This window comes from Streptomyces sp. NPDC053560, assembly GCF_044544605.1.
Taxonomy (GTDB): Bacteria; Actinomycetota; Actinomycetes; order Streptomycetales; family Streptomycetaceae; genus Streptomyces.
Map to the genome: position 1 here is coordinate 601387 of NZ_JBITXI010000002.1, position 12360 is coordinate 613746.

At 72.1% G+C, this 12360-nt stretch carries 11 protein-coding genes; 5 read left to right on the forward strand and 6 right to left on the reverse strand.

All coding sequences use genetic code 11. The features are described 5' to 3' along the window. Nucleotides 1–120: 120 nt before the first annotated feature. The 3 genes from ACIGQF_RS05970 to ACIGQF_RS05980 all read left to right on the forward strand — a co-directional run bounded on the left by ACIGQF_RS05970 (nucleotide 121) and on the right by ACIGQF_RS05980 (nucleotide 4060). Entirely contained in the window at nucleotides 121–1302 is a 1182-nt protein-coding gene (locus ACIGQF_RS05970; RefSeq protein WP_399706003.1) for a PAC2 family protein, read from the forward strand. Between the two features lie 372 nt (nucleotides 1303–1674). After that, a complete protein-coding gene (locus ACIGQF_RS05975) occupies nucleotides 1675–3420 on the forward strand; it encodes a S8 family peptidase (RefSeq protein ID WP_399706005.1) in 1746 nt (581 codons plus the stop codon). Between the two features lie 52 nt (nucleotides 3421–3472). Beyond that, entirely contained in the window at nucleotides 3473–4060 is a 588-nt protein-coding gene (locus tag ACIGQF_RS05980) for a hypothetical protein (protein WP_399706008.1), read from the forward strand. Between the two features lie 116 nt (nucleotides 4061–4176). On the opposite strand, the gene mshC is transcribed toward ACIGQF_RS05980, so the two are convergent. The 4 genes from mshC to ACIGQF_RS06000 all read right to left on the reverse strand — a co-directional run bounded on the left by mshC (nucleotide 4177) and on the right by ACIGQF_RS06000 (nucleotide 7709). Further along, nucleotides 4177–5406 carry a cysteine--1-D-myo-inosityl 2-amino-2-deoxy-alpha-D-glucopyranoside ligase gene (gene mshC / locus ACIGQF_RS05985; protein ID WP_399706011.1) on the reverse strand — a complete coding sequence of 410 codons (1230 nt, stop codon included), beginning with the start codon at nucleotides 5404–5406 and terminating at the stop codon, nucleotides 4177–4179. Between the two features lie 110 nt (nucleotides 5407–5516). Continuing rightward, nucleotides 5517–6353, reverse strand: a complete 837-nt coding sequence (locus ACIGQF_RS05990) for an SCO1664 family protein (RefSeq protein WP_399706013.1) — start codon at nucleotides 6351–6353, stop codon at nucleotides 5517–5519. After that, nucleotides 6317–6907 carry a DUF3090 domain-containing protein gene (locus ACIGQF_RS05995; RefSeq protein ID WP_361563559.1) on the reverse strand — a complete coding sequence of 197 codons (591 nt, stop codon included), beginning with the start codon at nucleotides 6905–6907 and terminating at the stop codon, nucleotides 6317–6319. The genes ACIGQF_RS05990 and ACIGQF_RS05995 overlap by 37 nt, the downstream gene beginning before the upstream one ends. A 103-nt stretch (nucleotides 6908–7010) precedes the next feature. After that, nucleotides 7011–7709: a histidine phosphatase family protein gene (locus ACIGQF_RS06000; protein ID WP_399706016.1), complete on the reverse strand. Its 699-nt coding sequence runs from the start codon at nucleotides 7707–7709 to the stop codon at nucleotides 7011–7013. A gap of 82 nt (nucleotides 7710–7791) precedes the next feature. On the opposite strand from ACIGQF_RS06000, the gene corA reads away from it, so the two are divergent. After that, entirely contained in the window at nucleotides 7792–8802 is a 1011-nt protein-coding gene (corA, locus tag ACIGQF_RS06005; RefSeq protein WP_399706019.1) for a magnesium/cobalt transporter CorA, read from the forward strand. Nucleotides 8803–8879: 77 nt separating this feature from the next. Here corA and ACIGQF_RS06010 read toward each other — a convergent pair whose 3' ends face one another. Next, complete coding sequence (locus ACIGQF_RS06010; protein ID WP_399706022.1) at nucleotides 8880–9668, reverse strand: ferritin-like domain-containing protein; 789 nt, start codon at nucleotides 9666–9668, stop codon at nucleotides 8880–8882. A gap of 285 nt (nucleotides 9669–9953) precedes the next feature. After that, entirely contained in the window at nucleotides 9954–11009 is a 1056-nt protein-coding gene (locus ACIGQF_RS06015) for an LLM class F420-dependent oxidoreductase (protein ID WP_399706024.1), read from the reverse strand. 285 nt (nucleotides 11010–11294) lie between these two features. Between ACIGQF_RS06015 and ACIGQF_RS06020 the strand changes: the two genes are divergently transcribed. Continuing rightward, on the forward strand, nucleotides 11295–12278 hold the full coding sequence (locus ACIGQF_RS06020) for an aldo/keto reductase (RefSeq protein ID WP_399706027.1): 984 nt from the start codon (nucleotides 11295–11297) through the stop codon (nucleotides 12276–12278). Nucleotides 12279–12360 lie beyond the last annotated feature (82 nt).

Sequence of the window (12360 nt, forward strand, 5' to 3'; positions counted from 1 at the left end):
TCGTTAGTGCAGAGGGGCTGCGTTCGGGTACCACGGACGCCGTAGGCTGGGGGCGCACGGAACGGGAACAGCAACCGGTGGCCGCCGAAGAAGGGCCCACCGGCCGGAAGGAGGCGTTGGGTGATCGAGCTGGAGGGGGTGCCCGAGCTGATCGATCCGGTCATGGTGGCCGCGTTCGAAGGCTGGAACGACGCCGGCGACGCCGCCTCCGCCGCGGTCGCGCACCTGGACCGGGAGTGGAAGGGCGAGGTCTTCGCCGCGCTGGACGCCGAGGACTACTACGACTTCCAGGTCAACCGCCCCACCGTCTTCATGGAGGACGGCGTACGCAAGATCACGTGGCCGACGACCCGGCTCTCCGTGGTCCGGGTGGGCGGCGACAAGCCGCGCGACCTGGTGCTGGTGCGCGGCATCGAGCCGAGCATGCGCTGGCGGTCCTTCTGCAACGAGATCCTGGGCTTCGCGCACGAGCTGGGCGTGGAGATGCTCGTCGTGCTGGGCGCGCTGCTCGGCGACACCCCGCACACCCGCCCGGTCCCCGTCAGCGGCGTCACCTCCGACCCCGACCTGGCGCGCACGATGGACCTGGAGGAGAGCAAGTACGAGGGCCCGACGGGCATCGTCGGCATCCTCCAGGAGGCCTGCACGCACGCCGGGGTGCCCGCGGTGAGCCTCTGGGCGGCCGTGCCGCACTACGTCTCGCAGCCGCCCAACCCCAAGGCGACGCTGGCCCTGCTGAACCGCCTGGAGGACCTGCTGGACCTGCGCATCCCGCTGGGCGAGCTGAGCGAGGACGCGCGGGCGTGGCAGCTGGGCGTGGACCAGCTCGCGGCCGAGGACAGCGAGGTCGCCGAGTACGTCCAGTCGCTGGAGGAGGCCCGGGACACCGCCGAGCTGCCGGAGGCGTCGGGCGAGGCCATCGCGCGCGAATTCGAGCGCTATCTGCGGCGGCGGGACCCGCAGGCCGGGCCCGGCCTGGCCACCGACGGCGGGCTCGCCGACAGCCGCGACGGCTCCTACCTGCGCGACTCGCCCAGCGGACGGACCCGGCCGCCCAGGCCGCCGAAGCCGGACGGCGGTCAGGGCCCGGCCCGCGCGGACGACGGTTCCGCGAAACAGCAGGGCAGGCCGGAACGCGAGCAGGACGAGGAGCAGGACACCGGACCGCGGGCCGCCGAAGCCTCCGAGGACGCGGACACGAAGAGCTCCGGGGGAACGGCCCCGAAGGGGCCCGGGAGTACGGACCCGGCGGCGCCGGCGGATCCGCCGGACTCTGCGGATCCCGATACCTCGGAGGACTGACCGGAACGGAGCGGGGCGGTGCATTTGCACCGCCCCGCTTCGTCGTTCCCGCCCCCGAACAGGTGGTCAGCGGGCACTTCCGTCCCAGCACCCCGCGTACGTCTCCGTAGTGTTTGACCGCTTGACGGGGTGTCATAGGTTTCCGGCCGATTTGCCCACGGTTCCCACTTCGGCCGGATCCCAAACGCAGGGGCCCTCACCCGCTGGACGAAGGCGGACGGAGGTAGCAGGGTGACGCCCCGGAGCCCCGGCGACACAGCGCCGCAACATCCGGTGCACACCGCTGTTGCACGTAGCGGCGTGTGCCGGGTGCGCAGCCGACGAGCGGCAGGGCAGGGCACGGAGCAGCACCCGAAGGGAGCGGTCCCAGCGATGACCGATCAGGCACCTCCCGGTACGGGCCCCGGTATGGCGGGCCCCGGACCCGACGGAGCGGGATTCACCTACCAAGGAGCCGAACCGGAGCTGATCGTCGTCGCGCGGGCCGAGCCCCGGCTCCGCGCCGGCGCTGGCGGCGTACGGTCGGCCTCGGGCGCGGACATCTCCGCGCTGGAGATGTTCCTGAGTGACCAGCAGCTCACCTTCGAGCCGCTGTTCGGCAACGAGGACCGGATCCGGGCGGCCATGCCCCAGGAGCCCACGGCGGGCACCGGTACGCTCCCGGACCTCACCCTCTTCTACCGGGTGCGGGGCGGCGAGAACCGGGCCGTCGAACTGACCGCCCGCCTCTCCGCCCTCCCGGAGATCGAGACGGCGTACCTCAAGCCGGGGGCCGTGCCCGCTTCTTCGGCCGCCCGCGACCCCGAGGAGGGCCAGGGGCGCAAGGAGGGTGCGCCGGCGACGCCCGACTTCACGGGCCGTCAGGGCCATCTCGGTGCGGCGCCCGAGGGCGTGAACGCCGTGTGGGCCTGGCAGCGGCAGGGCGGCGACGGCGAGGGCGTCACCATCATCGACGTCGAGGGTGCCTGGCAGCTGGGCCACGAGGACCTGTCCGAGCGGCTCGCCGGCGTCGTGGTCGGCACTCCGTACCAGGACCTGGCCTGGCGCAACCACGGTACGGCCGTCCTCGGTGTCATCGGGGGCGACCGCAACGACAAGGGCGTGGTGGGCATCGCGCCCGGAGCCGTGACCGCCGCCGCCTCGATCCAGGGCATCGGTTCGGCGGCCGCGATCCACGCGGCGGCCGAGCGGCTCTCCCGCGGGGACATCCTGCTGATCGAACTGCACCGGCCGGGCCCCCGGTTCGACTACGAGCACCGCGACGACCAGCGCGGCTACATCGCGCTGGAGTGGTGGCCGGACGACTTCGCCGCGATCCGCTGGGCGACGGCGAAGGGCGTGGTCGTGGTGGAGGCCGCCGGCAACGGCGCGGAGAGCCTGGACGACGCGCTCTACGAGCGCCGCCCCGACCGCTTCCCGGAGTGGTGGCGCAACCCCTTCAACCCCTCCAACCAGGCGTCCGGCGCGATCTTCGTCGGGGCCGGCGCCCCGCCGCCCGGTACCCACGGCCGCGATCACGGCCCGGACCGGTCCCGGCTGGGGTTCTCCAACTACGGCAACCGGCTGGACGCCCAGGGCTGGGGCCGCGAGGTCACCACGACCGGCGGCTTCTGGGACCGGCCCGGCGATCTCCAGGGCGGCACCGAGGAGATCGCCTGGTACACCGACAGCTTCTCGGGCACCTCATCGGCATCCCCCATCGTGGTCGGCGCGGTGGCGTCGCTCCAGGGCATGCTCAAGGCCGCGGGCCTGGAGCCGATGGGTCCCGAGCAGGCACGTGACGTGCTGCGGAACACCGGGTCCCCGCAGCAGGACGCACCGGGCCGGCCGGCCTCCCAGAGGATCGGCAACCGGCCCGACATCAGGGCGGCGGTAACGCACCTGGTGCCCACCTCGGTCGGCTCCGGCCAGGCCGAGCGGTACTGGGACGAGTTGCTCCCGTACCCCCGAGAACTCCCCCCGCGGCTCCGGCTGTTCGTGGCCGGCGCCTGGCGGAACCTGAACCGGCCGGCGCCCGAGGTGCGCCAGGCGGTGCACTCCGCCTTCGCGGGGGGACGGCCCGACGTACGTGTGTGGTACTCCGACGACGAGGTCGTGGGTCTGGTCATCACAGGCTGACGAGCTGGTCGTCACCGGCTGAAGCACACCAACAAGTCAGGGAAAGGTAGCAATGACCACTCAGATGAACCCGCTCGCGCAGCTCGGTCAGCTCGGCCAGCAGCAGCCCAGCACCTCCCCGTTCGGTCAGCAGGGCATGGGCCAGCAGTACGGCCAGCAGCAGCCCTACGGGCAGCAGCAGCCGTTCGGCCAGCAGCAGCAGCCGTTCGGGCAGATGCAGCCCCAGCAGCAGGGCGGGATGCTGGAGCAGCTCCAGCAGCTCGGCCAGCAGCAGCCCTTCCAGGGCCTGCTGCAGCAGTTCGGGCAGCAGATGGGCCAGTCGCAGCAGCAGGAGCAGCAGGTCCTGCAGCACCTCCAGCAGGTCACGCAGCAGGCTGTGCAGCAGGTCGTGCAGCAGGTCCAGCAGCAGCAGCTGCGGGCCGGCCAGGCGAACGGCTTCGTCGCCGTTCCCCAGCCGATCCCGGGTCACCCCCGCGCGATCTTCCTGCGCATCGAGAACGAGATCCGCGTGCTGAACAACCCCAACGACACCACCTTCGACCAGGTCTCCGAGGCCTTCAAGAGCGGTTTCCAGGTCATCGGTGTCTGGGAGCAGCAGACCCCGCACATCCTGCGCAGCATCCAGATCCGCAAGTTCTGACCGGCGGACCGGGCGCACACCGGGTCACCGGCTGACCGGTGACCCGGGTACCGGAAAACCAGCGGGGCGCTTCCTCCTCGGAGGAAGCGCCCCGTTACGTCTGCCGGGTCAGCGGGTCACAGCGCCACGCCGAGCAGCGCGTCCACGGCCCGGGACACCAGGCCCGGCGCGCCCTCGTCGGTGCCGCCCTCGGCCTGCTGCCGCTCGGCCCAGCGGTCGACGGCGGCGAGCGCGGCCGGCGAGTCCAGGTCGTCGGCGAGCGCCTCGCGCATCTCCTCGACGAGCGCCTCGGCGGACGGGCCGTCGGGCCGGGAGACCGCGGCGCGCCAGCGGGCGAGCCGGTCGACGGCGTCCTGCAGGACCTGGTCGGTCCACTCCCAGTCGGCGCGGTAGTGGTGGGCCAGCAGGGCGAGCCGGATCGCGGCCGGGTCGGTGCCGTCCTGCCGCACCTTGGAGACGAAGACCAGGTTGCCCTTGGACTTGGACATCTTCTCGCCGTTCAGGGCGACCATCCCGGCGTGCACGTACGCCTTGGCGAAGGGGTGCTCGCCGGTCAGCGCCTGGGCGTGCGAGGCGCCCATCTCGTGGTGCGGGAAGGCCAGGTCGGACCCGCCGCCCTGCACGTCGAAGCCCATGCCCAGGTGGTCCAGGGCGATGGCGACGCACTCGATGTGCCAGCCGGGGCGGCCCCGGCCGAGCGAGCCGCCGTCCCAGCTGGGCTCGCCGTCGCGGGCGGCCATCCACAGCATCGGGTCGAGCGGGTTCTTCTTGCCCTGGCGCTCCGGGTCACCGCCGCGCTCGGCGGACAGCAGCCGCATCGCCTCGGCGTCGAGGTTCGAGACCTCGCCGAAGTGCGGGTCGGACTCGACGGAGAAGTAGACGTCGCCGTCCAGGTCGTACGCGGCGCCCGCGTCACGGAGGCGCTCCACCAGCGGCACGATGCCCGGTATGGCCTCGACGGCGCCGATGTAGTCCTTCGGGGGGAGCATCCGCAGAGCGGTCATGTCCTCGCGGAAGAGGGCGGTCTCACGCTCGGCGAGCGCGGTCCAGTCGTCGCCGGTGGCCACGGCCCGCTCCAGGAGCGGATCGTCGACGTCGGTGACGTTCTGCACGTAGTGGACCTGCCGCTTCGTGTCGAGCCACACGCGCTGAACGAGGTCGAACGCGTTGTAGGTCGCCGCGTGCCCCATGTGGGTCGCGTCGTACGGCGTGATGCCGCAGACATAGAGACGGGCGACGGGACCGGGGGCGAGAGTTACCCGTCCGCCGGTCGCGGTGTCGTGGATCCTCAGGTCGCGGCCCTGACCGGGCAGGGCGGGGACCTCAGAAGCGGGCCATGCATGCATGACATGAGCGTAACCGGACGCAGCTTCCGGATACGAACCGGAGTGTGGGTCTTGGCCTGATAGGCGCTCTTGCGTCTTCGGCCCGGCTGTGCGTCACCGGGCCGTACCGGTCACACCGGGGGCCAGGGAATCGCGGGCCACTCGCCACCGGGCTGCGGATGGACTTTGGAATTCAGCATTCCGGCGATCCGCTCGCGCAGTGCGGCGATCTCGTCGGCGGTGAGACATTCGGCCAGTCGGGCGGCGAGCGGCTCCCCGTCCGCGGTCTCCGCGGCCAGCCGCTCCAGCACCGCCACTGCCTCCTCGGTCAGCGGCTCGCCGGCCCAGCCCCACAGGAGGGTGCGCAGCCGGTCCTCCACGTGGAAGGTCACGCCGTGGTCGATGGCGAGGACCCGGCCGTCCGCGGTGGGCAGCAGGTGGCCGCCCTTGCGGTCCCCGTTGTTGATCACCGCGTCCAGGACGGCGAGCCGGCGCAGCCGCGGATCGTCGGCGTGCACGAGGAGGGCGGTACGCCCCTCGCCGACCTGCGCGAAGCCGACGGCCTTCCAGCCCGGCTCCGGCTCCTCGGTCTCGACCAGCGCCAGCAGCTCGGGGCTGTCGCCCTCGTCGGAGGGGTCCACCCACTCCTGGACCATGCCCTGCCCGTACGGCCCGTCGCGCAGCACCGTGGGCGGGATGAGCTCCCAGCCCGTGGCGCGGGAGATCTCGTACGCGGCGACCTCGCGCTGGGCGAGCGTGCCGTCGGGGAAGTCCCACAGCGGGCGCTCCCCGGCGACCGGCTTGTACACGCAGTGGCCGGTCCGGTCCCGGTACGTGACGGAGCAGTACAGGACGGCGTTGGACGCCTCACGGACCCGGCCGAGGACGGTGAGCTCGCCGTGCTCAAGGTGCTTCTCGAGCTCGGCGGGCGTCAGGCGTCCCGACGGTATCCGTTCTGGCGCGGACATACGTGTCCCTCCGGGTCGAGCGGCAGGCTGCACAGCGGGCACGGCGGGCGGCCGGCGTTCACGACCTCCAGGGCCCGCTTGGCGAAGGCGCGGGCCATGGTGCCGGTGAGCCGGACGCGGAGCATCGGGGGGCCGTTCTCGTCGTCCTGGAGCAACCGCTCCTCGGCCTCGGCGAGGTCCTCGTCGTTGTCGGCGTCCAGCTCCACCAGCGCCTGGGCCTCGACGATCATTCGCTCCTCGTCGCCGTCCCAGGCCAGGGCCATGGTGCCGACGCGGAACTCCTCCTCCACCGGGCTCTCCAGCGGCGCGGTGTCGGAGATCTCCGAGGGGGCGACGGCCGGCACCGGGGCATTGCCGCCGCTGCGGCGCACCACCTCGTCCAGCAGCTCGTCCATGCGCTCGGCGAGTGCGGCCACCTGGGTCTTCTCCAGGGCGACGCTGGTGGTGCGGCCGGCCGCTGTGGCCTGAAGGAAGAAGCTGCGGCGGCCAGGCAGCCCGACCGTGCCGGCCACGAAGCGGTCCGGCGCGTCGTAGAAGAACACCTGACGGGACAAGGTCCTGCTCCGATTGCTCGACTGCGGGGATCTGTGGTCACGGACAAGGATCACAGGTGGCGTGGCGGGCAGCGCCGTCGCACCACCCTACTGCGCCCGCTGATCACGATGCTCCCGCGCCACCGCCGATCGCCGCGTCGCGCTCCGCGGAGGCGCCGGAGCCGTCCTCCTTCGGGGCCAGCGAACCGAGATCCCCGGTGTCGCCGAGCCGCACGAGATACGGGCGCAGCGGTGTGTAGCGGACGACCGTCACCGAGCAGGGCTCGACGGACACCCGCTGGAAGAGGTCCAGGTGCATGCCGAGGGCGTCGGCGACGAGCGACTTGATGATGTCCCCGTGCGAGCACATCAGGTACACCGCTTCGGAGCCGTGCTCCGCCTCGATGCGCGCGTTCCAGGCCCGGACCGCGTCCACGGCGCGGTTCTGCATGGTGCGCATGGTCTCGCCCCCGGGGAAGCCGGCGGCGGAGGGGTGCTGCTGCACGGTGGTCATCAGCGGCTCGTCGGTCAGTTCGCCGAGCTTGCGCCCCGACCAGTCGCCGTAGTCGCACTCGTTGATGCCGTCCTCGATGTGCAGCGGGAGGTCCGGGCGCGCCGCCAGCAGCGGAGCCAGCGTCTCGCGGCAGCGCTGCAGGGGGCTGGCGACCGCGGCGGCCAGCGGCAGGCCGGCCAGCCTGTCCGGCAGCGCGGCGGCCTGCGCGGCGCCCCGCTCGTCCAGGGCGACGCCGGGCGTGCGCCCCGCGAGGACGCCGGAGTTGTTGGCGGTGGAGCGGCCGTGCCGTACGAGGATCAGCGTGGGCATGGCGACCACCCTACGTCCCTGCCGCGAGCGGAGGACGTGCCGCCCGGGGCCGATCTGGCGGGAGTGGACCGGGGCAGCGAGAATGCCCCATGTGATCGTGGATTGTGCCATCTACCGGAACGGCCGGCGGATCGAGAAGCCGGCGGGATACTCCACCGCGCTCGACGAAGCCCGCGCGGAGGGGCACTCCTTTTTGTGGCTCGGTATGCACGAGCCGAGCGAGGAGGAGTTCGAGCAGGTCAGCGAGGAGTTCGGGCTCCACCCGCTGGCCGTGGAGGACGCGCTCAAGGCCCACCAGCGGCCGAAACTGGAGGTGTACGACGATTCCTTGTTCATGGTTCTGAAGCCGATCGCCTACGACGACGAGGACAGCAGCATCAGCTCCGGCGAGCTGATGCTCTTCATCGGGGACTCCTTCGTGGTGACCGTGCGGCACGGCGAGGGCAGCCCGCTGGCCGCCGTGCGCCGCCGCCTGGAACACGAGCCCGAGGTCCTCAAGCACGGCCCGACGGCGGTCCTGTACGCGGTCAGCGACGCGGTGGTCGACCACTACATCGACGTGGCCGCGGAACTCCAGCTCGACCTGGACGAGTTGGAGGCCGACGTCTTCGCGCCGGTGGGCTCGGACGTGAGGAGCGGCACGAGCAGCAAGAACACCGCGCAGACGATCTACGCGTTCAAGCGTGAGGTGCTGGAGTTCCGGCGGGCCACGGGGCCGCTGGCCGAGCCGATGTCGCGGCTGCAGAACCCGGGCGTACCGTTTGTGCACGACGAGGCGCGGCCGTTCTTCCGCGACGTGGACGACCACCTCACCCGGGCCAACGAGTCCGTGGAGGGCATGGACCGGCTGCTGTCGGACATCCTCTCCGCCCACCTGGCCCAGATGGGCGTGCGGCAGAACGACGACATGCGCAAGATCTCGGCCTGGGCCGCGCTGGCCGCCGTACCGACCATGATCGCGGGCATCTACGGCATGAACTTCACACACATGCCCGAACTGAAGTGGACCTACGGCTATCCCGGGTGCCTGCTGGTCATGGCCGTCCTGGAAGTGCTGCTCTACCGGATGTTCAAGCGGCGCGGGTGGCTGTAGGGCCCTGGGCGGCGGCTGTGGGGCCCGGGAGGGGGCCTGGGGCGGCGGCTGTAGGGCCCCGGGGGCGGCTGTAGCCGTCAGGCGAACTCCGGCGCCGCGGCGGCCGGGCCGCCCAGCGCGTCCCGCCGTTCGGGCATCCGCAGGCTGACCATCCGCCGCCACCCGACGGCCCGCTCGTAGGCGTACACGGCGTGGATGCCGCCCGTGAGCACCGCCCGCTTCGCGCGGGGCCAGCGCAGGATGTGGCCCATCCGCTCCATGACCGCGAGGCTGACGTCGCGGTAGACGGCGATCTCGGCCTGCACGCTCTCGTGCAGGATCCGCCGGATCTCCTCGGCGTGCCCCTCGTCGGACAGCCGGAGCAGCTCCTCGTGGCAGTACGCGAGGTGGTTGTCCTCGTCCCTGGCGATCATCCGTACCGCCTTGCCGACCTCCGGGTGGTCACCGAAGTGCTTCACGAGCAGCGCCATCTGGGCGGCGGCCCGTTCCTCGGTGATCCGGCTGTGCGCCAGGTACGTGACGATGTCCGACTCCGTCAGCGGCTCGTCGCGCTGGAGCTTCTCGTGCGCGAGGCCGATGCCGCGCCGCTCCAGGAGCATGGTGTAGTCGGCGGCGGCCGGTACCGCGACGGCCTGGAGCCCGCGCCGCCGCAGCAGGGCGTTGAAGATCCGGCCGTGCTTCTCCTCGTCCGCGCCGTGCCGCGCGACCTTGCGGGCCATCGCCCGCTGGCTCTCCGGGACCAGCACGGCGATCCGCCCGTTCTCCCACCCGCCCTGGGTCTCGCCGCTCGCGGCGATGGAGCAGAACAGCCGGAAGGACTCGTCGTGGTCCAGGATTTCTTGGAAGAGACTTTTCGCCGTGAGCATCGACGGACCTCCATGACTCCACCTCGAACAGGACACCCGCAAAGGAAAAGTCAAGTGCGCCGCGGTGTCCGCGGCAACACGAAGCCCCTCGAACTCCCCCGAACGATGGACCGTGGGCACATATGCGGGGCGTAACCACCCCGGACGTCGGCGCGTTGTGCTGTGTGACGGCCGTGGCGGGGAAGACCCCCGAGCCCCCACCACGGCCGCAGCCGTCCGGCCCTGGGGCCGTCCCCCCTCCCCCAGGGCCGTTCTCCTGCCCCGGACCGGCCCCTAGGGCGGCCCTCAGGCCAGGCCGGCCCGCTCCAGCGCCTCGGTGCCCGCCCGCAGCGCGGCGATCCGCTCCTCCAGCGTGAAGCCCGCCGGGGACAGCGTCAGCGTCGTCACCCCGGCCGCCGCGTACGCCTGCATGCGGTCCGCGATCCGGTCCACCGAACCGAGCAGGGTGGTGGAGTCGATCAGCTCGTGCGGCACGGCCGCCGCCGCTGCGTCCTTCTCGCGGGCCAGGTACTTGTCCTGGATCTCCGCGGCGGCCTGCTCATAGCCCATCCGCTGCGCGAGCCGGTTGTAGAAGTTCTGCTTGCGGCTGCCCATGCCGCCCACGTAGAGCGCGGTGTACGGGCGGAAGGCGTCGGCGAGCGTGGGCACGTCCTTGTCCTCGCCGACGGCGATCGGCAGCGTCGGGCAGACGTCGAAGCCCTCCATGGTCAGCCCGGCCTTCTCCCGGCCCGCGCGCAGGGGCGCGATCGCCGTGTCCTGGAGATGCTCGGCGGCCGGGAAGATCAGCAGCGCGCCGTCGGCGATCTCACCCGTCTGCTCCAGGTTCTTCGGCCCGATCGCCGCGATGTAGAGCGGGATGCGCTCGCGCTCGGGGTGCACCGTGAGCTTGATCGGCTTGCCGGGGCCGCCGGGCAGCGGCAGCGTCCAGTGCTCGCCCTCGTAGGACAGCCGCTCGCGCGACATCGCCTTCCGTACGATCTCCACGTACTCCCGGGTGCGCGCCAGCGGCTTGTCGAACTTGACGCCGTACCAGCCCTCGGAGACCTGCGGCCCCGACACGCCGAGGCCGAGCCGGAAGCGGCCGCCGGAGAGGGAGTCCAGGGTGGCGGCGGTCATCGCCGTCATGGCGGGCGCGCGGGCCGGGATCTGGAAGATCGCCGAGCCGACGTCGATCCGCTCGGTCTGCGCGGCCACCCAGGACAGCACGGTCGGCCCGTCGGAGCCGTACGCCTCCGCCGCCCAGCAGACCGAGTACCCGAGCCGGTCGGCCTCCTGCGCCACGGCGAGGTTGTCCCCGTCCATGCCGGCACCCCAGTAACCGAGGTTGATCCCGAGCTTCATGCGGCTCCCCTCACTCATCGATGACGATCATCCGCCGTCATATGCGATGTCCGGTGGCCGGCGCTACGGGTAGCTCCGGATCCATCGGATTACTCATCAGTAGTGATGCTGTCCGGGGACTGTACTGCGGCGCCGGGACGGGGCGTAAGACCTGCCGGAGACCTGGCGGAGATCTGTCGAAGACCTGCTGTGGCGGACCCCGTTCCGGGCGTTGTCCACAGGTCGCCGCACGGCGTTGTCCACAGGTCCCCGCGAGCCCGGGACAGGCCAGTAACCTCAGGGCCCATGGAGCAAAGGCACCTCGGCCGCACCGGCCTGCGCGTGTCCCGTCTCGGCCTGGGCACGCTGACCTGGGCGCGCGACACGGACGACCGCGACGCCGCCGACCAGCTCAAGACGTTCTGGGAGGCGGGCGGCACCCTCGTCGACACCGCCGACGTCTATGCCGACGGCGGCGCCGAGTACCTCCTGGGCCGGATCATGGAGAGCCTGATCCCCCGCGGCGACCTCGTCGTCGCGACCAAGGCCGGCAGCGTGCTGGAGGCGGACCGCCGGGTCGACGGCTCCCGGCGCCATCTCCTCGCGGCGCTCGACGACTCCCTGCAGCGCCTCGGCACCGACTACGTCGACCTCTGGCAGGTCCACGCCTTCGACCCGTTCACCCCCATGGAGGAGACCCTCCAAGCCCTGGACACGGCCGTGACCAGCGGCCGCGCCCGCTATGTCGGCGTCACGAACTTCTCCGGCTGGCAGCTCGCCAAGGCCGCCACCTGGCAGCTGGCGGCGCCGGCCGTACGCACCCGGCTGGCGAGCGCGCAGATGGAGTACTCCCTCCTGCAGCGCGGCATCGAGCGCGAGGTGGTGCCCGCCGCCCTCGACCTCGGCCTCGGCCTGCTGCCCGCTTCCCCGCTCGGCCGCGGCGTCCTCACGGGCAAGTACCGGCATGCCACGCCGCCCGATTCGCGCGGCGCCTCCGAGCACCTCGCGCCCTTCGTCGCGCCGTATCTCGACGACACGGCCGGCCGGATCGTCGACGCGGTCGCCACGGCGGCGGACGGTCTCGCCGTCACCCCGCTCCAGGTCGCCCTGTGCTGGCTCCGCGACCGTCCCGGCGTCACCGCCCCGCTCCTCGGCGCACGCACCGCGCAGCAGCTCAGGGCGGCTTTGTCAGTGGAGACCCTTAGTCTTCCTGACGAGATCCGGCATGCACTGGACGACGTCTCCGCGCCCGTGCACCGCTACCCCGACCACGACTGGAGCACCCTGTGAACACCGACCAGCCCACCGGCGCCCCCGCCCCTGCCGAGGCCCCGGACCCGCCGGCCCCGGCGGGCGCCGACGGCTCGGGCGA

What these genes read in the sequence shown, in the direction of transcription:
- ACIGQF_RS05975 (WP_399706005.1), top strand. Translation starts at nt 1,675, where the DNA reads ATGACCGATCAGGCACCTCCCGGTACGGGCCCCGGTATGGCGGGCCCC.
- ACIGQF_RS05980 (WP_399706008.1), top strand. Translation starts at nt 3,473, where the DNA reads ATGACCACTCAGATGAACCCGCTCGCGCAGCTCGGTCAGCTCGGCCAG.
- mshC (WP_399706011.1), bottom strand. Translation starts at nt 5,406, where the DNA reads ATGCATGCATGGCCCGCTTCTGAGGTCCCCGCCCTGCCCGGTCAGGGC.
- ACIGQF_RS05990 (WP_399706013.1), bottom strand. Translation starts at nt 6,353, where the DNA reads ATGTCCGCGCCAGAACGGATACCGTCGGGACGCCTGACGCCCGCCGAG.
- ACIGQF_RS06000 (WP_399706016.1), bottom strand. Translation starts at nt 7,709, where the DNA reads ATGCCCACGCTGATCCTCGTACGGCACGGCCGCTCCACCGCCAACAAC.
- corA (WP_399706019.1), top strand. Translation starts at nt 7,792, where the DNA reads ATGCCCCATGTGATCGTGGATTGTGCCATCTACCGGAACGGCCGGCGG.
- ACIGQF_RS06010 (WP_399706022.1), bottom strand. Translation starts at nt 9,668, where the DNA reads ATGCTCACGGCGAAAAGTCTCTTCCAAGAAATCCTGGACCACGACGAG.
- ACIGQF_RS06015 (WP_399706024.1), bottom strand. Translation starts at nt 11,009, where the DNA reads ATGAAGCTCGGGATCAACCTCGGTTACTGGGGTGCCGGCATGGACGGG.
- ACIGQF_RS06020 (WP_399706027.1), top strand. Translation starts at nt 11,295, where the DNA reads ATGGAGCAAAGGCACCTCGGCCGCACCGGCCTGCGCGTGTCCCGTCTC.